The organism is Microbulbifer echini, assembly GCF_041447225.1.
GTDB classification, from domain to species: domain Bacteria; phylum Pseudomonadota; class Gammaproteobacteria; order Pseudomonadales; family Cellvibrionaceae; genus Microbulbifer; species Microbulbifer echini.
Window position 1 is genome coordinate 43,186 of sequence record NZ_JBGMEL010000009.1, and the last position, 24,835, is coordinate 68,020.

The window sequence follows — 24,835 nt, forward strand, 5'->3', positions numbered from 1 at the left end:
AATTAATCTATACAATTTTTAGGCGGGTCTCCGGCATAGCGGTAGTCGCTGTACCAAGGCTGCTGTTCGATCAATGGGAGCAATTGGCTCTCGAACCAGCGGGCAAATGGCTTCAGCTCTGCATAGCGCCCGGCCGTTTCCAATATGTAGCGTATCACCAAGGGCAAATCCCCCAGGTAGCCCTGCTTACCATCGCGCAATGCCAAGCGCGGAAACAGACCCAGCACTTTAATATGGCGCTGCAGCCCCATCCAGTCGAACCAAGCTAAGAACGTCTCCGGCTCCACAGGTTCCAGTACCCCGGCGGCTTCCGCAGTGGCGGCATAAGCTAGCGCCCAGCGCTCCACCCGCTCCCTCGGCCAGCGGATATAACAATCCCGCAGCAGTGAAACCAGGTCATAGGTGACCGGCCCCCAGACAGCGTCCTGAAAGTCGACAATTCCGGGGCGTTCGCCGCCACGTATCATTAAGTTTCGGCTGTGATAATCCCTGTGTACCAAAGTCTGCGGCTGGTTGGCAGCACTCTCCAGTAACTGCTGGAAGGTGTCTTCCAGCATGCGGGTTTCCGCCTCTTGAAGCTGATAGCCAAGCAATTTACTCACCAGCCATTCGGGCATAATACGCATTTCGGTAAGCAACAGCTCGGGACTGTATGTCGGCAACAAGTCCTCTTGCCTCGGTATTTGCTGCAAACTCAGAAGCTCGCTCATCACCTCCGCATAGAGCCCTTCAACGCTGTCATTACCCAGCACACTGAACAACTGAGTATCCCCAAGATCCTCTAGCAACAGATAGCCATCGGTCGCATTGGCAGCAATTACCATAGGCGTGTGAACCCCATTGCGTCGCAGGTAGTCAGCAAGAGCCACAAAGCGGGCGGGATCGGTGCGCTCAGGCGGGGAGTCAACAGCGATCAATCGAGGCTCAGCCGAGGTACGAAAATACCGCCGAAAACCCGCATCGCCGGCGAGGTTGACCAGTGCTGCAGGGGACTCGTCATCAAGTACTCTCCCCACCCACCGGGCCAATGCCACTTGTCGGAGATCTTCACTCACAGTACATTCTTCATTCATTCGCCAGCCTGTCGCTTGCTCTCTATTAAAACAGTTTCCCATTCAGCGGTTCGCATTATAACCCTGCCCTGGGCGACGCACAGCGACTTTAACATCCGTCTACTTACACCCGTACCACCTGTTCGGCTATTAACCACTTCTACATTCAAGTAGAATTGGGCGATAATTTTTTGCGCGCCCCGGCTGGATAGCTGTCGCTCGCATCTGCCGATAAAGAAACTCTCAAGAATAGCCGGAACCTATCGATTGATGCTTGAAGTCTCCCGGTGGCGTCGCCTCGCGCTGGCGATAGCTCAGAACCCTCGAGTCCACTCTCTGGCGCTCGGCCTGATCGCCGTACACCCCCTATGGGCTCTAGCCGAACAGGGCGTTGCCGACCCGGAATACAACCCCTATTTGTATTTGGACTGGTTACCCCGCTCCGAATTAACCCCAGAAGAAAGGGCCAGGATGCCTGCCATTTGTTCTGGAGCCTTTGTGGCGCCGCCCAGAAATTATCCGGACGCAAACCTTCCACCTGAAGACGCCCCGCTGCGTGCCACCGCTGAGCAGTCCCGCTTACTGGAAAACGGCACTGCGGAATTGAGCGGCAATGTTCATATCACCCAAGGCTATCGCCAGTTGTTTGCGGATCGGGTGGACCTCAACCGCCAGAACAATACCGCTTACCTGAGCGGCGCGATCGAACTGCGCGAGCCCAACTTGTTGATCCGCGGTGCCTCCGCCGAAGTGCAAACCGATAGTGAAGCGGCCTCCGTTGAAGACGCCACCTATGTTGTGCACGATGCATTTATCCATGGCACCGCAGTTCAAGTCGCCCGCCAAACCAGTGGTGAGTTGACGCTTACCCAGGGTACCTATACACGCTGTGAGCCGGGGCGGGAGTTCTGGCGTCTAACCGGCGGCGAAATCAATATCGACGAGGTGGAAAGCCAGGGGACCGCGCGCGATGTGCGCCTGGAGATACTCGATGTGCCTGTACTCTACTTCCCCTATTTTCGCTTTCCGGTAGGCGACGCGCGCATGTCGGGCTTTCTCTTTCCCTCCCTGAGTAATAGCGATAAAAACGGCTGGGACTTATCTGTTCCTTACTACTGGAATATAGCGCCACAGATGGATGCAACTATTACGCCGCGCTATATCCAGTATCGAGGCACCGGCTTAGAAGTAGAGTTTCGGCATCTCAGTCCCATATTCAATACCGAAGTGCGGGTGGCCGATCTACCCAATGACCGTGGGGGCAATGATGACTTGTCCCAGAAACTCATTGATCGGGGTTTCCCACAGGATCTGGTCCTGCCCTATAAGGGCGAGGACCGCTGGCTGGTTAACCTCGAGCAGCAAGGCGGCTACAGCGGCAGTATCTGGCGTACGGATATCGACTTCACTAAGGTCAGTGACCCGGATTATTTCCGGGATTTGAGTACGGCCAACCTTCAGGTCAACGCGGAAACCAAGGTGAACCAAACGGCGCAAGGTAGGCTGACCAGTGAAAACTGGCGGGTTACTCTACGTGCCCAAGACTACCAAGTGTTAGAGAATGACCTCTTCGATGAATTTGCCCAACTGCCCCGCCTGGATGTGGACGGCAATTACCGCTGGGGCGACTGGCAACTCGCCCTGCAAAATGAAGCCACGGTATGGCGGCACCAGGACACCCAGACGATACAATTTATTCGAAATACCAATGACCCAGAGAGCGTCATCACCAAGACGAGTGATTTTATAACCGCAGATCGCCTGCGCCTGGACTATGAACTTTTTTGGGACAAGGAATGGCTGTGGGGCTATTTTAAGCCTGGCTTGGCTGGCCGCTACCTGGGCTATCAGGTTAGCGATACCTTCCTGCCGGAAGGTGCCAACGACACACCCAGCGCCGCCGCCGCCCAGCTCACCCTGGATACCGGCCTCTACTTTGAGCGGGATAGCTTTGCCTTTAACCACGAATACATCCAAACCCTGGAGCCCCGGCTTTACGGTCTGCTGAGTAGTAATGCGAAACAGGCAGATTTCTTCGATATCAGTAGGGAAGAAATTAATTACCCTGATACAGAGGAAGTCTTTATCGACCCTGATAGTAATAATCTGCTTTACGATACCGCACTGTTTACCTTCAGCTACGACCAGCTGTTCCGTAACAGCCGCTTTACCGGTAATGACCGGATAGACGATGCAGACCGTATTGCTTTGGGGTTGACCACCCGCTTTATCGAGCCCGTTAGTGGCCGCGACCTTTTCTCCGCTAGTATTGGGCAGGTTTTTTATTCCAGCGATACGCAAATCGGGCTGGAAGAGCTAATCGAGGAAACACCTCGGTCTGAGCTGGCCGCACGACTGGAGAGCCGCCCAATACAATCCCTGCGCATCCGCAGTGAGCTGGTCTACGATGACACGGAGCACAGCGTTAATCGCGGCAACTTCAGCCTGCGCTACTTTGATGACGATGCCCGTATCTTCAACCTCAGCTATTACTATGAGCGGAATGACAATCCGCTTTTCCCCGATGAGATTAACAACGACGATGACTCCTCTGTCCGACAGCTGAATAGCTCCGCCGTACTACCCCTCAATATCCATACCTCTATAATGGCTGGCGCAGCCTATGATTTCACCTTGAATCGGGAACTGGAATACCTGGCAGGTATCGAATACGACGATTGCTGCTATCGGGCGCGGCTGGTATGGCGCCGTACCTTAGATAATGATTTGGCTGGGGTGGTAGCGGCTAAAGACCTGGAGTATGACCAAGGTATATTCCTCGAGGTACAACTGAAAGGCCTAGCCGGGTTTGGCGCGACCGTCACCCAAATGCTCACCCAGGGAATCGCCAATTTTGATCAGAGAGAAAAGCTGAAACCGTGATGAAAATAATGCAGAATTTTATGTCGAAATTGGGGCTGTCATCCGTTCTGGCTGCCTATGCTCTGATCGCCAGTACAGTCACCGCACAGGTACAAACCCTGGACCGGGTAGTCGCAGTGGTCGATGAAGATGTGGTGATGGCCAGTGAGTTGGCCCAGCGCATCAACACGATCGCCAGCCAAATTCAGGCCCAGCAAGTTCAGGCTCCGCCGATTGATATATTGCGCCGCCAGGTTCTCGAACAACTGATCATCGAACGATTGCAGTTGCAAATGGCTTCCCGCGCAGGCGTTACCATCTCTGAGTCTGAGCTCGATCAGGCCATAGCCCGAGTCCAGCAAAACGCCAGCGTCAGCCCGGAAGAGTTTCGTCAGCGCTTGCGCGCCGATGGCATGACCGTGAAGAGCTTCCGCCAACAGATCCGCCAGGAGCTGATGATCCGCCGGGTGGAACAAGGCAGTGTCAACCGCCGTATCCAGATCACCGATCAGGACATCGATAACTTCCTGCGCTCTAAAGAAGGGGAGTTCTGGAAATCCCCCCAGTATGAATTGGGCCACATTCTAATCCCCATTAGCTCCAGCGCCCCAGCCAGTGAAGTTACCCAAGCTCGTGAGAAAGCCGAAGACCTGTCTCAACAGGTGCGCGGCGGCGCCGATTTCCGACGCCTGGCGATCGCCAACTCTGCCGGGCAGAATGCCCTCGCCGGCGGCGACCTGGGCTGGCGTAAAACCGTCGAACTGCCCACCTTATTTGCCGATGCACTCAACGGCCTCAAGGTAGGCGATGTAAGCGAACCCTTCCGCAGTGATGCCGGTTTCCACCTGCTAAAGATACATGCACAAAAAGGCGCTAGTGAACAGCTTGTAGAACAGACTAAGGTTCGTCATATTCTCCTTAAACCCTCAGCAATCCTCTCCGATGACGAGGCGTACAACAAGCTGGTGGCGATTCGTGAAGAGGCGATGGACAGTGATAATTTTTCTGAGCTGGCTCGGGAAAACTCGGAAGATATCGGCTCAATGCTGTCCGGTGGTGATCTGGGCTGGTCCATGCCCGGCCAATTTGTGCCGGAATTTACCCAGGCCATGAAGACCACAAGTATTGGTGAAATCAGCCTGCCGTTTCGCAGTCAATTTGGTTGGCATATTCTCAAGGTGGAAGATCGCCGCAAACAGGATATGACGGATCAGTATATCCGCAACCAGGCTGCCAGTCTTTTGCGTAACCGTCGCTATGAGGAAGAGCTGCAAAATTGGCGCCGGGAAATCCGCGACCAGGCCTATGTTGAAATTAAACTGACCGAAGAGAAAGAAGGCAGCGCAGACGAAGCGCAATAAAAGCTCTTCTCAAGATCTCTGGAACCGGGCCAAAGTGCCCGGTTTTTTATTCGCATCAAAAATGGCACCGCTATGATACCCAGAATTGCTCTCACTCCCGGGGAACCTGCCGGTGTTGGTCCAGAGCTGAGCGTGAAAATTGCCCAGCGCGGCAGCCACGCACAACTCATTGCTATTGCCGACCCCAACCTACTGGAGCAGACGGCACACAGGTTAAAGCTTCCCCTGCAACTCCTACCGCTTTCAGAAGGCGCGCCGGTATCCGCCACGCCCCCGGGCAGTCTCTATATCCGGGCGTCCCCACTGGCACAAAGTGCCCAACCTGGAGCGCTCAGCACCGCCAATGCCCCCTATGTCCTCAAGACATTGGAAATGGCCGCCGATGGATGTCTCAATGGTCAGTTTGATGCCCTGGTCACCGGCCCGGTACACAAGGGGATCATCAATGAAGCTGGCGTCTCTTTTAGCGGGCATACGGAGTTTTTTGCTGAAAGAGCGGGTGTGCCACAGGTTGTCATGATGCTTGCCGCAGAAGATCTACGTGTAGCACTTGTCACCACGCACCTTCCACTGAAAGATGTTAGTGCCGCGATCACTGGCGAACGCCTGGAGAGTGTCACAGAGATTTTGCACCGAAGCTTATGTCAGCAATTCCGCATCGATTCCCCCCGCATCGGGGTATGTGGCCTAAACCCCCATGCAGGAGAGACTGGGCACCTGGGCCGGGAAGAAATTGAAGTGATTGAACCCGCATTAGCCCGGCTGCGCGACCGAGGACTGCATTTGGTCGGGCCTCTGCCAGCGGATACCCTTTTTACGCCCCCTCAGTTAGCCCATTTCGATGCGGTACTAGCCATGTATCACGATCAGGGGTTGCCGGTGTTAAAATTCAAAGGGTTCGGCAATGCTGTCAATATCACCCTGGGCCTGCCTTTTATTCGCACCTCCGTAGATCACGGCACCGCCCTGGATCTGGCTGGCAGCGGCAAGGCCAGCTGCGGCAGCCTTCAGGCAGCCCTATGCCAGGCAATTGAATTGGCACAACTCCAGAACCATTAGGCAGCCGCACTCAGTGTATGCCCCAAATCACGATTAGAATTGCAGATTATTTAATGGACAACTTCTTCCAACACAAGGCTCGCAAGCGTTTCGGCCAGAATTTTTTGGTTGATGGGAATATTATTGAACGAATAGTGCGCTCTATTGCGCCAAAAGAGACGGATCAACTCGTTGAGATCGGACCTGGTCAGGGGGCGATTACAGAATTGTTATTGCAACGCTGCCCATCCCTTACTGCAGTGGAGCTCGACCGGGACCTGATTCCGCTTTTAGAATTTAAGTTTAGGGACTACCCCGAGTTCAAGATTATTGAGCGGGATGCACTCAAATTTGACTTTGGCACCTTCGCCGCGGACGGCGCCCTGCGCATTGTTGGCAACCTCCCCTACAATATTTCCACGCCTCTTTTATTCCATTTACTCAGTTTTAAGGGCAAAGTGCAGGACATGCACTTTATGCTGCAAAAAGAGGTCGTCGACCGCCTTGGAGCCAGCCCCAGCACTAAATCTTATGGACGCCTAAGCGTAATGGTACAGTACTACTGCCGAGTACAAGGGCTATTCCCTGTGCCCCCACAATCGTTTAGACCCGCTCCCAAGGTCGAGTCTGCCATTGTTCGCCTTGTCCCCCACAGTCAAATTCCCTACATCGCCGAAGATGAAAAATTACTGGAGCGCGTTGTCAATGTGGCCTTTCAACAGCGCCGTAAAACACTGCGTAATGCGTTAAAACCTCTATTTCCAGCACTTGATCTAGAGCAGCTACCAGTCGACACCAGCCGCCGACCCGAAACTCTGAGCGTGCAGGAATTTGTAGAGCTGACAAATTACTGTGCAGGGCTTAGGCAACAATAAGTACCACAAGTAGAATTTTCTGGGGATAAGGTTTTGGCTACTTATGCAATCGGCGATATACAGGGCTGCTTAGAGCCATTGCAACGCCTACTGAAAAAAATCCATTTTCGCTTTGACCGCGACAAACTATGGATAGCCGGAGACTTGGTACACCGCGGTGATGACAGCCTCGGCACTCTGCGATTTCTCTATGAGCACAGACACCAGGTTACCGCCGTCCTTGGTAACCATGATTTGCATCTCCTTGCCCTCGCACATGGTGCCAAACATCTCTCAGAAAAAGAGCAGGATCTGGCGAAAATTCTTAAAGCTAAAGATTCTGATCGTCTGCTAAATTGGCTGCAAAGCCTGCCCTTACTCGTTCATAAGAAGGGGTATACCATGGTACACGCCGGTATCCCCCCGATCTGGAGCATTACTAAAGCCCAGAAACTATCCCGAGAAGTCGAGCACGCCCTTTCCGATGATGCGATGGCTAAAGCCTACTTTTACGGCATGTATGGTAACGAACCCCATTGCTGGGACGATCACCTAATTGGCATTGAACGATTGCGCTCTATTACCAACTATTTCACGCGTATGCGTTTTTGTAAGGAAGATGGCACACTCGATCTTGTCACTAAACGCGGTCCCCAGGCATCTCATGGTGAGTACAAGCCCTGGTTTAGCTTTCCCAACAGAAAAACTAAGGAAGAAAAAATCATTTTTGGGCACTGGGCCGCTCTTGAGGGGCGAGCCGATACCCCAAATGTATTCGCCCTGGATACGGGTTGTGTATGGGGAGGCTACCTAACTGCCATGCGACTTGGTGAAGAGGAGTTTTTTTGTGCCGACTGCAGCCTCTAAGAGTGAATCCACTATAAAATAGAGAAGCCAATTGCCTTCAACAAAAACTGATTAGCCAATGAGAAGCCCCCCATCGGCTAAAGTCTTATATTCCTGAATATTTAATCAGCACTATATCCATTCGGATTGTTGGATTGCCAGCGCCAGGTATCTTCAACCATTCGCTTCAGGCTATACTCAGCTCGCCAACCTAGCTCTCGTTCTGCCAACGCAGGATCTGCATAGCATTCGGCGATATCTCCCGATCGACGAGCGGTAATTTTATAGGGCACAGACCTACCACTGGCTACCTCAAAGGCACTGACGACCTCTAACACAGAACTTCCCCTTCCTGTGCCGAGATTATGGGTATAACAACCTGCTGGCGTTGAGGGCTTGCGCAACAGCTCCAATGCAGCCAAATGGCCTCTTGCTAAATCCACCACATGGATGTAATCCCGAACGCCGGTTCCATCCACCGTCGCATAGTCATCACCAAAAATCTGTAAAAAAGGCCGGCGCCCCACGGCAACTTGAGCGACATACGGCAATAAATTATTAGGTATTCCAAGAGGATCTTCTCCGATCCAGCCACTCTCGTGAGCACCAATTGGATTGAAATAGCGCAGTAAACTCACCTTCCAAGGGTTCTCAGGTGCCCCACAGATATCCCGTAGAATATCTTCAGCCATCAGCTTACTTGCGCCATAGGGGTTCGTTGCACCAGTGGGGAAATCCTCCCTGATTGGCACTGTTTCAGGGTCGCCATAGACTGTAGCCGATGAGCTGAAAATGACTTCAAACACATCAAATTCCTTCATCACTTCCAGAAGAATCAAGGTGCCAGCGACATTATTCTGATAATAACGGAGTGGCTGAGCGACAGACTCACCAACAGCTTTTAAACCTGCAAAATGAATTACAGCCTCAATCTTATGATCGGTAAATACCCGGCGAAGCCCCTGCCTATTGGATATATCGAGATTATAGAAAGGAATTTTTTTACCAGAGATAGACTCTACGCGCCGCAGGGATTCTTCACTACTATTCGAAAGGTTATCCACCACCACTGGCTGAAAACCCGTCGAAAGTAACTCCAAACAAGTATGGCTACCAATATACCCTGCACCGCCCGTCACTAGAATCGCCATAATGGCTCCTTATAACTCTGTACAGATTTGAAAGGGAGCAAGTAAAGCTTAAAACTGCCGCTGTTTTCAACCTATCTGGGAGACATTCCCTTACCGCCGTGAGACGGAAAGCTATGCTGGAAAAGCTGGGACCGATTGATCGCACCCAGAGTAGAACAAGGTTAGCAACGGCGATAATCAATAGCGCTTTATGCCGGGCAACGCTCAAACATGGAAATGACTGTATTACTGCCAATCACAGCTCTCTGTGGCACGAGCAGCGCGTACAGTCTCTGAAACAACTAGTCAGTGCACTGAATCCAAACGATAAGCAGGACGCTGGACTCTGTCCATAGGGCTACAGGGAGGTAAATATTATGACAATTTTCAATCACTACCTGGAAAGATATGAGTCAATCCAGGATGAAGAATTAAGCATCCAGGAGTATCTGGAGCTGTGCAAAACAGACCGCAGCGCCTACGCCTCTCCCGCCGAGAGAATGCTCATGGCTATTGGCGAGGCGGAACTGATAGATACCTCCCGCGATCCCCGCTTATCACGCATTTTCTGTAATAAAGTCATTAAGCGTTACAAGGCTTTCGGAGAATTCTATGGCATGGAAGAAGCCATAGAGCAAATCGTCTCTTTCTTCCGTCATGCTGCTCAGGGCCTAGAAGAGAAGAAACAAATCCTCTATTTGCTAGGACCAGTAGGAGGCGGAAAATCCTCTCTTGCAGAACGACTCAAGGCACTTATGGAGCAGGTGCCAATATACGCAATCAAAGGCTCTCCAGTTTTTGAATCTCCTTTAAGCCTTTTCTCCCCGGATGAAGATGGACGGATCCTTGAGGAGGACTACGGCATTGCCAGACGTTATGTGAACACCATAATGTCTCCCTGGGCAGTTAAGCGCCTACATGAATTTAAAGGCGACATCAGCAAGTTCAGGGTGGTAAAAATTCGTCCATCCATTCTCGACCAAGTTGCGATCTCAAAAACTGAACCCGGTGATGAAAACAACCAGGATATCTCTTCGCTGGTTGGAAAAATTGATATCCGAAAACTTGAGGATTACCCTCAAAACGACCCTGACGCTTACAGTTTTTCCGGTAGTCTCTGCCGCGCTAACCAGGGAATTATGGAATTTGTTGAAATGTTCAAGGCGCCAATCAAGGTGCTACACCCTCTACTCACAGCGACCCAGGAAGGCAATTACAACAGTACCGAGGGTCTGGGTTCAATTCCATTTAACGGCACTATCCTAGCCCACTCCAATGAGTCGGAATGGCAGTCGTTCCGCAACAACCGGAATAATGAAGCGTTTCTGGATCGAATCTATATCGTCAAGGTGCCCTATTGCGTACGGGTTTTAGAAGAGATAAAAATCTATCAAAAACTTTTGGAAAACAGCTCCCTATCAAAATCCCCCTGTGCTCCAGATACCTTGCGTATGCTGGCTCAGTTTTCCGTACTTTCACGCATTAAGAATCCGGAGAATTCCAGCCTCTACTCAAAAATGCGTATCTATGATGGAGAAAACCTAAAGGACACCGATCCAAAAGCAAAAACCATTCAGGAATATCGAGATAATGCCGGTGTTGATGAGGGCATGAATGGCCTCTCTACAAGATTTTCCTTCAAAATACTCTCCAAGGTTTTCAATTTTGATGCAACAGAAGTAGCAGCCAACCCGGTTCATTTGCTCTACGTTTTAGAGCAACAAATAGAGCAGGAGCAGTTTCAACCGGAAATACAGGAGAACTATCTCGGCTTTATCAAGGAGTACTTGGCGCCCAGGTATGTAGAATTTATCGGCAAGGAAATTCAAACCGCCTATCTGGAATCTTATGCTGAATACGGACAAAATCTGTTCGATCGCTACGTAACCTACGCCGATTTTTGGATTCAGGATCAGGAATATAGGGACCCAGAAACCGGGGAAATTCTTGATCGTGGTGCACTGAACGAAGAACTGGAAAAGACCGAAAAACCTGCGGGAATATCCAACCCGAAGGATTTTCGCAATGAAATTGTCAATTTCGTTCTACGTGCCCGCGCCAACAACCAGGGTAAAAACCCCGACTGGCGCTCCTATGAAAAACTGCGTGCCGTTATCGAGAAAAAAATGTTCTCTAATACGGAAGATCTCTTACCGGTAATCTCATTTAACACCAAGGCCTCTGCGGACGACAAACGCAAGCATGCAGACTTCGTTGCCCGCATGGTAGAACGCGGCTATACCGAGAAACAGGTTCGCCTGTTGTCAGAATGGTACCTGCGGGTGCGAAAGTCACAGTAAATGAAGTTTATGCAGATAAGCTCGCGAACCATCTCAGCTTGCCTGACACAAGACCGCAATCGCTAACGGGCTCCCCTTGGGGGCCCTAGCAGCCCTGTAGAGAGCGTCTGAATAGATTGCATAATGGCCTTTGCCCAATTGTTTTATTCAGACTAAAGGCAGAATTATGAGCTACATCATCGACCGCCGCCTGAATGGAAAAAAGAAGAGTACCGTTAATCGTCAGCGATTTTTAAGGCGCTACAAGGCCCATATAAAGAAAGCCGTTGGCGACGCCATGAACAGCCGTTCCATAATGGATATGGATAAAGGCGAGCGAATCAGCATTCCCACCCGAGATATCAGCGAACCGTTATTCTCTCATGGAGATGGTGGGCATGTTGAGCGTATCCTGCCAGGCAATAAAGAGTTCACAGCCGGTGATCGCATACCACGCCAAAACCCCAAAGGTGGAGATGGCAGTGGCGGCGGCGCTAGTGACAGTGGCGAGGGCGTTGATGACTTTGTCTTCCAAATTTCTCAGGAAGAGTTTCTCGACTTCATGTTTGAAGGGCTACAACTACCCAATATGATCAAACAGCGGCTCGCTGGCAACGAGTCTTTTCAGGTAGTTCGCGCGGGTATCAGTAAAGAAGGTACGCCAGGCCGCCTCAACGTCATTCGTTCGTTAAGAGCTGCCCATGCACGTCGTATCGCCCTCACTAGCAACAAAAGAAAACAAATTCGTGAACTGGAAAAAGTCCTTGAAATCGAGGAACAAAAAGATACGGCACTGCGTGATCAGCGTAAAATAGAAGCGCTGAAAAGCGAGATTATCGAACTGCGCAGACGTGTTGGCCGAGTGCCATTCCTAGATGATTTTGATCTTAAGTACAATCTATTGATCCGCCAACCAAAACCTCGCTCCCGCGCCGTCATGTTTTGCCTGATGGACGTATCCGGCTCTATGAATCAGGCCACCAAGGATATAGCCAAACGGTTCTTTTTACTGCTTTATCTATTCTTACAACGCAGTTATGAATATACAGAAGTAGTCTTTATTCGTCATCACACCAGCGCCAAGGAAGTGGACGAAGAGGAGTTTTTTTATTCCCGGGAAACGGGCGGAACGATTGTTTCCAGTGCTCTAAAGCTAATGCGTCGGATTATGCGCGAGCGCTACCCGGACAGTGAATGGAACATATACGGTGCACAGGCTTCCGATGGTGACAATTGGAACGATGACTCCAGTACCTGTCACAGAATCCTGATCGACGACATCATGCCCCATATGCAGTACTACTCCTACGTAGAGATTACTCCCAGAGATCACCAAGCCCTGTGGGAGGAGTACGAGAGCGTGCGTACACTTTTTCCGAGTCACTTTGCCATGGAGCAAATTGTGGACGTTCAAGACATTTATCCTGTTTTCCGCCAACTGTTCAGCCAGAAGGTGACCGCTCGATGCTAGACACTTTTGCCAGCGGCAGCGATTCGCAAAAACCTGAATCTGCAGAACCCATATCCACCACTTCGGAGTGGACTTTCGAGCTGATCCAGGAGTATGACAGAGCCATTAGTGAACTAGCAGATGAGTTTGGTCTGGATACCTACCCCAACCAGATTGAGGTGATCAGTTCCGAGCAAATGATGGACGCCTATTCATCGGTTGGCATGCCCGTGGGCTATAACCACTGGTCTTTCGGCAAGCAATTTATCAGCGTTGAAAACAATTACCAGCGAGGTCTGATGGGGCTTGCTTATGAAATAGTGATCAACTCTAACCCCTGCATCGCCTACCTCATGGAGGAAAATACCATGACGATGCAGGCACTGGTTATCGCCCACGCCTCTTATGGACATAATTCGTTTTTCAAAGGAAATTACCTGTTTCGTTCATGGACGGATGCCGGCAGCATTATTGATTACCTGATCTTCGCTAAGAATTACATTTCTCGCTGTGAAGAACGCCATGGGCTTGGGGAGGTCGAGGCCATACTGGACTCCTGTCACGCCCTGATGAACTACGGCGTTGACCGCTACAAACGCCCCTATCCCATCTCTGCTATCGAAGAGGAGCGCCAGCAAAAGGAACGTGAAGAATACCGGCAACGACAACTAAATGACCTTTGGCGAACCATTCCGAAGCTTGGTGAGGGAACCGAAGAGGCCATAGAAAAACGTTTCCCAGAGGAACCTCAGGAAAATATTCTCTACTTTATCGAGAAAAATGCCCCCTTACTCGAGAGCTGGCAGAGAGAGTTAGTACGTATCGTTCGCAAGCTTGCTCAGTATTTTTATCCCCAGCGTCAGACACAGGTTATGAACGAGGGCTGGGCCACTTTCTGGCACTACACCCTACTCTCAGAGCTCTATCGACGCCGCCGGGTCACTGAAGGCTTTATGATGGAGTTTCTGCAAAGCCACACTAACGTGATCTACCAACCCAGTTTCGACAGCCCTTATTACAACGGTATCAATCCCTACACTCTGGGCTTCAGCATTTTTAGTGACCTGAGGCGTATCTGCGAGAACCCAACGGAAGAGGACCGCCATTGGTTTCCGGATATCGCCGGCAGTAACTGGCGCGAAACACTTCAATTTGCCATGCGCGATTTTAAGGATGAGAGCTTTATCTTGCAGTTCCTCTCCCCCAAAGTCATTCGGGATATGAAACTTTTTTGTATCAGTGATAACGATCAGGAAAATGAAATAGTGGTGAGTGCCATACACGACGAGAGTGGTTATAGGCAGCTACGGGAAAACCTCGCAGGCCAATACAATCTGGGTAACCGTGAACCCAATATCCAAGTCTACTCGGTAGATACCCGGGGAGACCGTTCACTCACCCTGAACCATACCCAGCACCGGCGCCGGCCACTGGGCAAAGAAACACCCGAAGTGCTTAGGCACCTGCACAGGCTTTGGGGTTTTGATATACATCTCAATAGTCTCAACGGAGATCAGGTTACGGCTAGTTACCATTGTCCAGAGCAGGGGCGCGACCGGCAAGAAGGGGAAGAGGAGTCGATGTTAATTCCGAAACCCATTTAGATTTTGCACGGGAGCGATTAAATCGCAGCTCCCGTGCAAATGGGGTGAATAGCCAGAGAATAAGCCTAGGTGGAAGGGATCCGTTTAGTGATCTGTTTCCAGCAGAAGCCTGGCTTTTGCCGCCAACTCACCGCGTTCCTCGCGATGGGCTAATAAAGCATCCGCCCCCGCATCCAACCAACGGGCTTTATCCAGATCATCTTCAGCAGGCACAACGAGAATCCGCAAGTTGGTGTATTCGCTGCGAGATCTCAAATAATCGAGTACCTGAAAACCACCATCGCCAATCAGGCCCGCGTCGATAACCAACAATGCCGGTTTGGCATTGGCCAGTAAAATACCAGCTGAAAAACTGTCCCCAGCCACTTCTATTTCACAGCCAATATTCTTTAAAGCCTGAAGGCCCGTGGAAGTCAGCTCTGAATCGGTTGTCAGTAGCAGTACTTTTCGACTGGGCACCGCCAAGTCATTTGGCACTGGCATCGAGTTATCGCGAAGAAAACCCACAAAATCCTCCACACAGATACGGTGGTCACCGCGCCCTGGAAGTTTGTAAGCCTTCAACTGCCCCCGCTCAATCCAGCGAATCACCGTACGGAAATTGACTCCACAATACCGAGCCGCTTCCCCGGTGGTTAGCACATGTAGTTCGCTCATATTTATTCTCCCCAACAACTGCAATCCTTGATGAACAGGTCAATCTCTCGAGCCCAGGCCCCATCCCCCGAAGCCAGGCGCGAAATTATCCTGCACAACAGGTTCGCCCCTATAAATTATGCTGTTCAATGCTGCAAAACCAGCCCGAAATTCGGTCCATGTATTTAGTTAACGAACAGTGGAACAACCCCCTCAAAAAATACTAAAAGATATAGTTGACAGGTATGACAGGTCCCATAGAATGGCCTTAGATTTAGCGGTACAGCCGTGTCGCAAGATCCTCTCCAGCGGGTATGGCCGGCAAGCCAGCTACCCCGCGATTGGCAATTAGATGTTTGCTAAGCGAATACCCTAAGACCCTGGGCCCCCTTGTTTTTTCGGGGCCTTTTTTTTATCTTGCCAAAATCTCAAAACCTCCTCCCCTGAAACTCCTGCCCAATTCCCTGGTAAGTGGGCAGCGCCGGAACCAATGGATTTATGGCAGTGCAACCCTTCACCGGGAAACCGGTTTCTCCAGCCCCGGAGCGATTCCTTTGAAGATCTACCTCGTCGGTGGTGCCGTACGCGACAAATTACTCAACCGCCCCGTTACTGAGCACGACTGGGTTGTTGTTGGTACCAACCCGGAACACATGTTAGACATGGGGTATAGCCCTGTAGGAAAGGATTTCCCAGTTTTCCTGCACCCTGAGACCGGAGAAGAATATGCACTCGCGCGAACGGAGCGTAAGAGCGGACATGGCTATGGGGGGTTTTCCGTAAATACTGATGCCAGTATTACTCTTGAAGAGGACCTGCTACGCCGCGACCTCACCATCAATGCGATAGCGGAATCGGAAGACGGCGCCCTCATTGATCCCTATGGGGGACGAGCCGATCTCGAGGCCCGACTGTTACGCCACGTATCGCCCGCATTTGCCGAGGACCCCCTGCGCATCCTGCGCGTAGCCCGCTTTGCAGCCCGTTACCACCATCTGGGATTTATTGTTGCGGCGGAGACTATGGCGCTCATGCGACAAGTGGTTGAGGCCGGGGAAGTTGAATACCTGGTGGCAGAGCGAATCTGGAAGGAAGTTAGCCGCGCCCTTACTGAACCGGCCCCGGATATTTTTATCCAGGTATTGCGAGAGTGCGGAGCACTGGCAATTCTTCTACCGGAATTGGAACAGTTATTTGGGGTACCTCAGCCCCCCAAACACCACCCTGAGGTAGATACAGGCGAGCATGTATTAATGGCCTTGCGCTCAGCTCCTGCGGATCTGCCAGTGCGCTTTGCTGTCTTGCTACACGACCTGGGCAAAGGTTTAACGCCAGAGGAGATATTGCCCAGCCACCACGGCCACGAATCCGCCGGTATTCCCTTGGTGCGGGCAGTCTGTGAGCGCTGGCGCACTCCCAAAGAATTAACTGCATTGGCTGTTGGAGTCTGTGAATACCACCTGCACTGCCACAGAGCATTTGATCTACGTCCACAGACCATCATGAAGATGATTCGCAGTCTGGATGCACTCCGCCGTCCCGAGCGGTTTGAGAATTTCCTGCGCGCCTGTGAGGCGGATGCCCGAGGCCGCCAGGGGCTTGAGGACCGAGATTACCCACAGGTGAACTTCCTGCGCGCCACCCGCGACGCGGCGGCCGCGGTCACTGCTGAAGCACTGATCCAAGAAGGCTACCAGGGCGCCAAGCTGGGGCAGGCGCTGGACCGGGAGCGTGTTAAGGCGATCGCCAAAATAAAGGACCAATATGAGGAATAAGTTCAGTGCGTAGTGTATTGATTACCGGCGCCGCCGCACGCTTGGGTCGCGCCATTGCCGAAGAACTGCACAATGACCATCGGGTGGTTATTCACTATCGCAACTCGGCGGAAGCCGCTCGCGCCCTGGCACAGAACCTGAACGAACGCCGTCCCAATTCTGCCATCGCACTGCACAGTGACCTGAGTAGTGCCCAAGCCTGCTCGGATCTCGCTCGGCGAGCCCAAGATGTATGGGGCGGTATTGATGCCCTGGTGAACAATGCCTCAGCCTTTCACCCCACCCCAGTGGGCAAGGCCACTGAGGAGGATTGGGATCGACTAGTCGGCAGTAATTTGAAGGTGCCCTTCTTTCTTACCCAAGCCCTTAAAGAAAGTCTCGGCCGGCAGCAAGGCTGTGTGGTAAATATGGCGGATATCCACGCCGAGCGCCCTATGCCCGAGCATACTATTTACTGTGCCGCCAAAGCTGGGCTGGTAATGCTGACAAAAAGCCTCGCGCTGGAGCTATCACCCCAGATTCGAGTCAATGCAGTCGCCCCCGGTGCCATTCTTTGGCCAGAGCAAGAGGCATCTAACGAAGCCAAGAAAGCGCAAATCACCCAGCGCATTCCTTTGGCCCGAACCGGTGACCCTAGCGATATCGCAAAGACCGTGCGCTTCCTTGTCTGTGACGCCCCCTATATCAACGGCCAGGTTATTGCCGTTGACGGCGGCCGCAACCTCAATATCTAGAGCAGTCCAACCAATATCTAAAACAGTCCAACAGCGGGGCTTCACTTCAATTTCACCGGCACTCTGTCAGAATGTTTTGTAACTTTCTCTGCCACACGAGCTTTGCCGGTGCGCTCACTGAAGATATTGCTGATTGAAGATAACCCCACTATCGCCCGCCAGCTTGCCGAATTCCTGCTCGCTGAGGGCTGGCAAATAGATTATGCCCGCCGGGGTCGCCAGGGTTTACAGCTGGCCCTGGAACAAGTCTTCGATCTGATCATTCTCGACCTGGGCCTGCCGGATATAGATGGCTTGGAGGTCTGTGAAAAGATCAAGGCACAAGCCCCAGTTAACATGCCAATTCTGATGTTAACTGCCCGCGATGCTATCGCAGATAAAGAACGCGGTTTTGGTATCGGTGCCGATGATTACTTATGTAAGCCCTTCGAGCCAAGGGAACTGATACTGAGATGCCGCGCCCTGGCACGTAGACACCAGCTACATACCAGTGAAGAAATTAAGGTCGGTAATTTACAGATAAACCAGCACCAGCAAACGGCCTACCGGGATAAACAACCTCTGCCCCTGACAACGATCGGTTTTCGCATTCTCACTATGCTCGCCCAGGCGTCGCCAGCACCAGTAAGCCGCTCGGCAATAATCCACCATATTTGGGGTGATGAACCCCCAGAAACAGACGCCTTAAAATCCCACATTTATAGTCTTCGCCAAACACTGGATAAGCCTTTCCAGGCCCCTATGTTGAAAACCATCACCAATCTCGGTTATCAGTTGGAAATTCCCAATGCGCGAAACCAGTAATTTACAGAGGAAGGTCTTCGCTATTTTTGGCAGCTTTACCCTGCTGCTATGCTTGGTGTTTTTTGCCATCTGTATGATGGTGGCCTATGTGGTTGAAGACCATTTACTCGATAACTTATTGGCCGAAGAAGTCCGCCACCTCGAACAGCAGGCAAGACTGACTAATGCGACCCCAGAGCCACGCCTACCCTATTTAACGCTATACACTGAAAGCAAAATAATTCCGACCGAATTACGCACTGCCCTACCAAGCCATGCAGAAAAAGCAGAATGGTTTAGTGATTCGGAACATCACTTCCATCTACGCAGAGTACATTTTCCGGACAATAAATCCGCAGTTCTCGTGGCTGAAGTCAGTGAATTGCTCACTGTTACGAGGCAATCCTCACAATTTCTCTGGCTCTTTGCTGGGGCCTGTATCTTGACCCTACTCTTAGCCCTCTATTGTGCTTTTCGTATTTCCCGTAAAACCATCGCACCTGTAGTAACCCTGGCTAAAGCCGTCGAGCTGCAAAGAAACTGCGATTCTCTAATTTCCCTACCTTATAACTATAAACAAGATGAAATCGGTTATCTCGCAAGTACGTTGCAAGATACGCTTAACCAGCTCAAGCTAACATTGCGCAGGGAAACCGAATTTACCCGGGATACAAGTCATGAATTACGCACCGGGCTAACCATTCTGAAAAGCACGCTGGCTCTCAGTCAAAATCGGGAAATGACTAAACCTGAAAGAAATGAGCTATTAGAAACGGTTACCGGTATGGAAAAAACCGTTAAAACACTATTGGCCCTCGCCCGCTCAGAGTCTCTACAGCCGGAAGATATCCCATTGCGTGCCTTACTAGAGGAGCGCCTTTTAATTCAACACCCGATAATTGTGCAAAAGCATTTTACTGTTGATTTGAAATTAGGGCCCAAAGTCAGAGTCCTGGCCAACCGACACCTGGTAACTCTGCTATTCGACAACTTAATCAGTAATGCATTACAGCACGCTTCCAGCCCCAAATTGGTTATTGCCTATAAGGGGGACACACTCTTTTTTGAGAACGCCACAGACAATCAATTAGATCTAGAAACCTCCCTCTTACCCGGCCAAAAGAGGGAAGGCAGTGACGGTATTGGTCAAGGCCTTTTCCTGACCAAGAGAATCTGTGAAGCCTTAAATTGGACCATCTCTATCCAATGTCGAAAAAATATTTATCAGTGCGTTCTGTCTTTTACCCAGTAGCTGGCCAAGGTCCAGATATTCATTACTAGAACATACTGCGCTCAAAAGGCACAGCGAATCGGCATCCATGCCTTATACGATCCCGGGCACAGTTTATTCTTTCTTCCTATTTAGCAATCACGATCTCACCTGAATTTCACCTTCCCCCCCTTATTCTCCTGCGAATTCACTCACTAGAAGATTTTCCGTCTGCTACTGCAATTTTGGAGATTAATATGTTGAAGAAAATTGTTATTTCCCTGGCTCTGACTTTGTCCGTATTTTTTGGTTTTATTATTTGGATTAAGGGCCTAATTCCACCCCAAGAGCAGGACTTTTCCACTACGACAGTAAGTGACCTGCCGTATTTACAACAATTACCCAGGGAAAGCCAAGGAAAAATCTTAGCTGTTGTCACCAGTACTGAAACGATGGGAGATAGTGGCAAAGCTATCGGTTATGAATTAACGGAACTGGCACGCCCCTATTACATCTTTTCGGCCAACGGATTTATTGTTGATATTGCCAGCCCCAAAGGCGGCAAACCGCCTGCGGTGATCGATAAAGATGATATGGGGCCTTTCGATTACGCCTTTATCAATGACCCGGAGGCACAACAAAAGGTCAATAACAGTATTCCTATCAATCAGGTATCAGCAGAAGATTATCGGGCAGTATTTTTTGTCGGCGGTAAAGGCACCATGTTCGATTTCCCCGACAACCCCCATATTCAAGCCTTGGTGCGGGATCTCTATAGCAGCGGCAAAATTATCGGTGCGGTATGCCACGGACCGGCGGCGCTTGCCAATGTAACCCTAAATAATGGCGAGCCCTTGATCGCCGATCGGCAGATCAGTGCTTTTACTAACGAAGAGGAGTTATTTCTTATTCCCGACGCCCAGCAACGATTTCCATTCCTGCTGGAGGATCGCTTACGTGAACAGGGCGCGCTTTTTCAGGCTGGCCCCACTTACCTGGAACAAGTCAGCGTGGATGGCCAGCTTATTACCGGGCAAAACCCCTGGTCCACCTGGCTGGCAGCTGAGAGTATGGTAAAAGCGATGGGGTATGTCCCAGTTCCACGCCAAGTCACCCCGGCGGAGCAGACCGTCGAATTACTACTCACTTATGAGCAGTACGGCTTTACCGAGGCCACAGAGAAATTAAAAAAGCTTCAGGAGGAAGGGGGGATAGATCAGCGCCTACTGGCCATGCACGGCATTGTCTCTGTAATGCGCTGGGAACCCAGCAAGACCCTGGATATTATCAGGCTGCTATCGAAGAGCCAGGACTAACAAAGCCTGTGAAAAGCTCTCTAGCCAGCCTGCTCTAGGGGCTGGCCATTTTCATCCACAAATAATACATCGCGGATGCTGAGTTTTTGTCCCTGCGCACTCTGCACAGCCACTTCGGAGATTGGCTCGCCACTGTTTTTATCGACCAGATGCATACCATCTTTATTGCCGTTCCAGCGCATATTCCACTGGCGCAGGGCTATCACTACGGTGAGCAGGTCGCGGCCCTTCTCTGTTAAGCGGTACTCATAGCGGGTGCCGTGCTCACCCGCATCAAAACGCACCAACACTTCGTTATCCACCAGGCGGGACAAGCGATCCACGAGGATATTCTTGGCGATTCCCAGGTTCCGCTGGAAATCCACAAACCGGCGAGTACCCAGCATCGCCTGCTTGATTATCAGCAGGGACCACCAGTCCCCCACTTCATTCAGGGCACAGGCCAGAGAGCAATCGAGATCATCAAAACGTTTACGCGACATGCCCCCAGTATACCGGTAAAAGAGTTGCAACACGAAACCAGATATTGAACTCCAGACAAAAATAAGGTCTTATAACGCAACCATATTAACCATGACCCAGAGGGACCAGTGAGTCCCAGTATTGAATCGAGTAATTCAGGAGAGAGAAATGAGCGGTTCCCTGGACAGCCTGCTGCGTCCTTTCGAGCATAAATCCCTAAAACTGCGTAACCGGGTCGCTATGGCTCCCATGACCCGCACCATGTCACCGAGCTACGCCGCCAATGATCAAGTGGCCGGCTACTATCGCCGCCGCGCCGAGGGTGAGGTGGGCCTGATTATTACCGAGGGCACCTTCGTCAATCACAAAGCCGCCAACGGCTACGAAAATGTACCGGCAATTTACGGTGAAGCCGCCCTCGCCGGCTGGAAAAAAGTCGTGGATGAAGTCCACGCGGCTGGTGGCCAGATTATCCCCCAGTTGTGGCATGTGGGCTCCGTGCGCAAAGAGGGCATAGGCCCGGACAAATCCGTACCCGGCTACTCGCCCTCAGGCCTGTTCAAACCTGGCAAATCCAATGGCCAGGCGATGAGCAAAGAAGATATCCAGGAGGTCGTACAGGCCTTTGCTGATGCGGCCAAAGCCGCCAAGGAAATTGGTTTCGACGGTGTCGAGATTCACGGTGCCCACGGCTACCTGATCGACCAGTTCTTCTGGGAGGGCACCAACCAGCGCGATGACGAATACGGCGGCTCCATCGAAAATCGCACCCGCTTTGCAGTGGAAATTATCAAAGCGGTGCGTGAAGCCGTGGGCGAGGACTTTGCCTTAGTACTGCGCTACTCCCAGTGGAAACAGCAAGACTACGACGCCAAGTTGGCGCAAAACCCCGAAGAGCTAAGACGCTTCCTGACACCGCTCGTTGAAGCCGGAGTGGATATATTTCACGCTTCAACCCGACGTTTCTGGGTGCCGGAGTTCGAGGGCTCTGATCTTAACCTGGCAGGCTGGACCAAGGAACTGACCGGAAAGCCGGTAATTTCCGTAGGCAGTGTCGGCCTCGACGATGATTTTATCGGCGGTAATAATCAGGGAATGGGCGGTACCGCCAACCCTACCGACCTAAGCGAGCTGACCCGCCGTATGGACAATCAGGAGTTCGACCTGATCGCCGTTGGCCGCGTTCTTTTACAAGACCCCCACTGGTTCGCCAAGATGCGCGAGAACCGCGCCGAGGAAATCACGCCATTTACCAAGGAATCGCTAATGAGCCTCAGTTAAGGGTCAACGCAACAGAAAGCAGTCCTACCCGGCTGCTTTCTGTTAGCAATTACTACTGGGATGGAAGGAAAGAATACATCGCACTCGAGACACGCTGTGAATACATCCCTGTAAGCTCCTAATCGGCATCCATGCCTCATAGGGTCCCGAGCGCGGTGCATTCTTTCCTTCTCCCTCTCTAGTATTTTTGCCGAAAATCATCACCTCTCCCCCAACCTCACCCAAATTTCACCTGCCCTTGCTTAACCTCTCCTCCATAAATACTGGAGATCGGTTTTATGCAAAGGACATCCACCAAAATTATTAAAGCGCTACCCCTTGGCATTTTGGCTTTCGCCTCAATGGCTCTCTACTGGTACCTCTTTATTGCGCTGAAGGAGGAACCCATGAGTTATGAAGAAGTTGTTTCTTCCTACAACTACCAGGCTCCGCAGAATATTGATTTTTCCCTAACACCGCTTGGCAACCGGCAGTTCAGCTTCTCTTTTTCAAGTTTTGACGGCGACAGGGTAAATGGGCAAATTCGTTATCCCCAGACTGAAAAACCCAGCTATCCAGTTTTGTTGGGTGTTTCCGCAATGGGAAGAAGCCACGAGCGCTAGTGGGGGGACTCCTACAAAGGGCGCCCGACAATTACCCAGGTCAATAAAATTACCGATATTGCCAACAGTAAAGGCTATGTGGTTATCGCCATTGATGCACGATATCACGGCATTCGCAAAGACCCGGAACGGTCCCTAAGCAGCATCATGAAAAAATTGCACTTCTTTGGCGATAAAACCGCCTATGAGTATATGATTCGCAAAACCGTTCTGGATTATCGGGTTTTGATCGACTGGGTTTCAACGCAGCCCCAGCTCGATAAAACCAATATCAATCTCGCCGGTTACAGTATGGGAGCGCAAATCGTACTGCTACTCAGCGCACTGGAGGAGAATATTCAAAAAGTAATCAGTATGGTGCCACCTTATCTCGATAATAAAGTTGCCGCAGTGGCGCGGATAAACCTGGTCGCCCATAGCCGGGCAAAGGAACTTCTACTAATCACCGCCGATAACGATGAATATGCAACAGAAGAACAAAACAGAGGGCTGTTTGAACTTATCAATGCAAACAGTAAACGGCATAGGATCTTCGCCGGGAACCATATTTTGTCAGCTGGCTATATTGATACTGTTGCCGGATGGCTCCAGTAGATGAAAGGGTTTATGCCCCTCCAGAAACCAAAAAAGCAGCCCTTCGGCTGCTTTTTTGGTACGAAGGGAAGCGCGCAATCACGGCCAATTAAATTCTACCGGCCACAGTTTTTGCGAAGCCTGGTCGTACTCATCCCACAGCTGACGGTAAGTTTTCTGCTCGACCGGATGCAATACTTCTGGAGCAATCTCTGCCAGAGGCTGTAAAACAAAGGCATTTTTTACAATCTCACCGCGGGGTAACTTTACTCCGTCGATAGCACCAGTGAGATTATCGTAAGTGAGGATATCAATATCCAAGGTGCGGGCGCTGAACATGGGCCCTGAGCGCAGGCGACCATTGGCGTCTTCGATTCCGCGTAAACAAAGGGCCAACTGCCCAACCGGCAAATCTGTATGCAGCCCCACTACCAAGTTGTAAAAATTATCCCCAAGGAATCCTACCGCTTCACTTTCGAAGACACGAGATACCTGCAAGTCACCAAACTGCCCGGCGAGGGCGTCCAGCGCTGCGCGGATATATTGCGCGCGATTGATATTACTACCGAGGCTGAGATACACCTGAGCCACGTTTACACTCCCGCAGACATCGCTGCTGCTCCTTTTGCCGGCCTTTCGCCGCGCTCGATAATGACACCCACATCCCTGGACCCTCTGACCGCGCCGGGTTTAGACAAACGCAGTCGCAACCAGCTCACAGAAAACTCTTCCCTGACAATTGCCGCAGCCCGTTCCGCCATAGTCTCCACCAACAGAAACTCGCTGCTCTCAATAAAAGCAATCAGCCGCTTGGCCACCGCCTTATAGTTGAGCGTGTATTCGATATTATCTGTACGCGCCGCCTCGCTGATATCGAAAGCCATCTCCAAATCAAGGCTGACGGTCTGGCGTACTTCCCGCTCCCAATCGTAGATACCGATAATGGTATCCACCTTTAAATCCCGTATATAAACAATATCCATCTAT

At 51.2% G+C, this 24,835-nt stretch carries 22 protein-coding genes; 16 read left to right on the plus strand and 6 right to left on the minus strand.

Translation table 11 applies throughout. The features are described from left to right. Window positions 1-2: 2 nt before the first annotated feature. On the minus strand, window positions 3-1,055 hold the full coding sequence (locus ACCI51_RS10385; protein WP_371843510.1) for an aminoglycoside phosphotransferase family protein: 1,053 nt from the start codon (window positions 1,053-1,055) through the stop codon (window positions 3-5). Window positions 1,056-1,322: 267 nt separating this feature from the next. Between ACCI51_RS10385 and ACCI51_RS10390 the strand changes: the two genes are divergently transcribed. The 5 genes from ACCI51_RS10390 (at window position 1,323) to ACCI51_RS10410 (ending at window position 8,034) form a co-directional block, all read left to right on the plus strand. After that, on the plus strand, window positions 1,323-3,935 hold the full coding sequence (locus ACCI51_RS10390; protein ID WP_371843511.1) for an LPS-assembly protein LptD: 2,613 nt from the start codon (window positions 1,323-1,325) through the stop codon (window positions 3,933-3,935). 8 nt (window positions 3,936-3,943) lie between these two features. Then, window positions 3,944-5,275 carry a peptidylprolyl isomerase gene (locus ACCI51_RS10395; RefSeq protein WP_371843585.1) on the plus strand — a complete coding sequence of 444 codons (1,332 nt, stop codon included), beginning with the start codon at window positions 3,944-3,946 and terminating at the stop codon, window positions 5,273-5,275. Window positions 5,276-5,347: 72 nt separating this feature from the next. Next, on the plus strand, window positions 5,348-6,334 hold the full coding sequence (gene pdxA, locus ACCI51_RS10400) for a 4-hydroxythreonine-4-phosphate dehydrogenase PdxA (protein ID WP_371843512.1): 987 nt from the start codon (window positions 5,348-5,350) through the stop codon (window positions 6,332-6,334). A gap of 53 nt (window positions 6,335-6,387) precedes the next feature. After that, a complete protein-coding gene (gene rsmA, locus ACCI51_RS10405; protein ID WP_299586158.1) occupies window positions 6,388-7,188 on the plus strand; it encodes a 16S rRNA (adenine(1518)-N(6)/adenine(1519)-N(6))-dimethyltransferase RsmA in 801 nt (266 codons plus the stop codon). Window positions 7,189-7,221: 33 nt separating this feature from the next. Next, window positions 7,222-8,034, plus strand: coding sequence for a symmetrical bis(5'-nucleosyl)-tetraphosphatase (locus ACCI51_RS10410; RefSeq protein ID WP_371843513.1), 813 nt, complete (start codon window positions 7,222-7,224; stop codon window positions 8,032-8,034). Window positions 8,035-8,135: 101 nt separating this feature from the next. Here the strand turns inward: ACCI51_RS10410 and galE are convergent, their stop codons facing one another. Next, on the minus strand, window positions 8,136-9,164 hold the full coding sequence (galE, locus tag ACCI51_RS10415; RefSeq protein WP_371843514.1) for a UDP-glucose 4-epimerase GalE: 1,029 nt from the start codon (window positions 9,162-9,164) through the stop codon (window positions 8,136-8,138). Between the two features lie 356 nt (window positions 9,165-9,520). Here galE and ACCI51_RS10420 point away from each other — a divergent pair, with 356 nt between their 5' ends. From ACCI51_RS10420 to ACCI51_RS10430, 3 genes are all read left to right on the plus strand, one after another. Beyond that, the gene (locus ACCI51_RS10420; RefSeq protein WP_299586165.1) at window positions 9,521-11,443 is read left to right on the plus strand and encodes a PrkA family serine protein kinase; all 1,923 of its coding nucleotides are present in this window, start codon (window positions 9,521-9,523) and stop codon (window positions 11,441-11,443) included. A 166-nt stretch (window positions 11,444-11,609) separates the two neighbouring features. Continuing rightward, window positions 11,610-12,893, plus strand: coding sequence for a YeaH/YhbH family protein (locus tag ACCI51_RS10425; protein WP_299586167.1), 1,284 nt, complete (start codon window positions 11,610-11,612; stop codon window positions 12,891-12,893). After that, window positions 12,887-14,476 carry a SpoVR family protein gene (locus tag ACCI51_RS10430; RefSeq protein ID WP_299586170.1) on the plus strand — a complete coding sequence of 530 codons (1,590 nt, stop codon included), beginning with the start codon at window positions 12,887-12,889 and terminating at the stop codon, window positions 14,474-14,476. The genes ACCI51_RS10425 and ACCI51_RS10430 overlap by 7 nt, the downstream gene beginning before the upstream one ends. A gap of 84 nt (window positions 14,477-14,560) precedes the next feature. Here ACCI51_RS10430 and ACCI51_RS10435 read toward each other — a convergent pair whose 3' ends face one another. Then, on the minus strand, window positions 14,561-15,133 hold the full coding sequence (locus ACCI51_RS10435) for a helix-turn-helix domain-containing protein (RefSeq protein WP_299586172.1): 573 nt from the start codon (window positions 15,131-15,133) through the stop codon (window positions 14,561-14,563). Between the two features lie 533 nt (window positions 15,134-15,666). Here ACCI51_RS10435 and ACCI51_RS10440 point away from each other — a divergent pair. The 5 genes from ACCI51_RS10440 to ACCI51_RS10460 all read left to right on the plus strand — a co-directional run bounded on the left by ACCI51_RS10440 (window position 15,667) and on the right by ACCI51_RS10460 (window position 20,930). Further along, window positions 15,667-16,887, plus strand: coding sequence for a multifunctional CCA addition/repair protein (locus tag ACCI51_RS10440; protein WP_371843515.1), 1,221 nt, complete (start codon window positions 15,667-15,669; stop codon window positions 16,885-16,887). Window positions 16,888-16,892: 5 nt separating this feature from the next. Next, complete coding sequence (locus tag ACCI51_RS10445) at window positions 16,893-17,621, plus strand: pteridine reductase (RefSeq protein WP_299586177.1); 729 nt, start codon at window positions 16,893-16,895, stop codon at window positions 17,619-17,621. A 108-nt stretch (window positions 17,622-17,729) separates the two neighbouring features. Continuing rightward, window positions 17,730-18,425, plus strand: coding sequence for a response regulator transcription factor (locus tag ACCI51_RS10450; RefSeq protein ID WP_371843516.1), 696 nt, complete (start codon window positions 17,730-17,732; stop codon window positions 18,423-18,425). Next, complete coding sequence (locus ACCI51_RS10455; RefSeq protein WP_371843517.1) at window positions 18,409-19,656, plus strand: sensor histidine kinase; 1,248 nt, start codon at window positions 18,409-18,411, stop codon at window positions 19,654-19,656. The genes ACCI51_RS10450 and ACCI51_RS10455 overlap by 17 nt, the downstream gene beginning before the upstream one ends. A 215-nt stretch (window positions 19,657-19,871) precedes the next feature. Next, window positions 19,872-20,930 (plus strand): type 1 glutamine amidotransferase domain-containing protein, encoded by a 1,059-nt coding sequence (locus ACCI51_RS10460; protein ID WP_371843518.1) that lies wholly within the window; start codon window positions 19,872-19,874, stop codon window positions 20,928-20,930. A gap of 20 nt (window positions 20,931-20,950) precedes the next feature. Here the strand turns inward: ACCI51_RS10460 and ACCI51_RS10465 are convergent, their stop codons facing one another. Next, window positions 20,951-21,412, minus strand: a complete 462-nt coding sequence (locus ACCI51_RS10465; protein ID WP_299586187.1) for a winged helix-turn-helix transcriptional regulator — start codon at window positions 21,410-21,412, stop codon at window positions 20,951-20,953. Window positions 21,413-21,560: 148 nt separating this feature from the next. Here ACCI51_RS10465 and ACCI51_RS10470 point away from each other — a divergent pair, with 148 nt between their 5' ends. The 3 genes from ACCI51_RS10470 (at window position 21,561) to ACCI51_RS10480 (ending at window position 23,869) form a co-directional block, all read left to right on the plus strand. Further along, on the plus strand, window positions 21,561-22,673 hold the full coding sequence (locus ACCI51_RS10470) for an NADH:flavin oxidoreductase (RefSeq protein ID WP_371843519.1): 1,113 nt from the start codon (window positions 21,561-21,563) through the stop codon (window positions 22,671-22,673). Window positions 22,674-23,059: 386 nt separating this feature from the next. After that, window positions 23,060-23,275 (plus strand): hypothetical protein, encoded by a 216-nt coding sequence (locus tag ACCI51_RS10475; RefSeq protein ID WP_371843520.1) that lies wholly within the window; start codon window positions 23,060-23,062, stop codon window positions 23,273-23,275. Between the two features lie 48 nt (window positions 23,276-23,323). Continuing rightward, entirely contained in the window at window positions 23,324-23,869 is a 546-nt protein-coding gene (locus ACCI51_RS10480; RefSeq protein WP_371843586.1) for a dienelactone hydrolase family protein, read from the plus strand. Between the two features lie 78 nt (window positions 23,870-23,947). Here ACCI51_RS10480 and folK read toward each other — a convergent pair whose 3' ends face one another. Together folK and folB are read right to left on the minus strand one after the other, a co-directional pair. Next, window positions 23,948-24,439: a 2-amino-4-hydroxy-6-hydroxymethyldihydropteridine diphosphokinase gene (gene folK / locus ACCI51_RS10485; RefSeq protein ID WP_299589213.1), complete on the minus strand. Its 492-nt coding sequence runs from the start codon at window positions 24,437-24,439 to the stop codon at window positions 23,948-23,950. A gap of 2 nt (window positions 24,440-24,441) precedes the next feature. After that, a complete protein-coding gene (gene folB / locus ACCI51_RS10490; protein WP_299589211.1) occupies window positions 24,442-24,831 on the minus strand; it encodes a dihydroneopterin aldolase in 390 nt (129 codons plus the stop codon). Window positions 24,832-24,835: the final 4 nt, after the last annotated feature.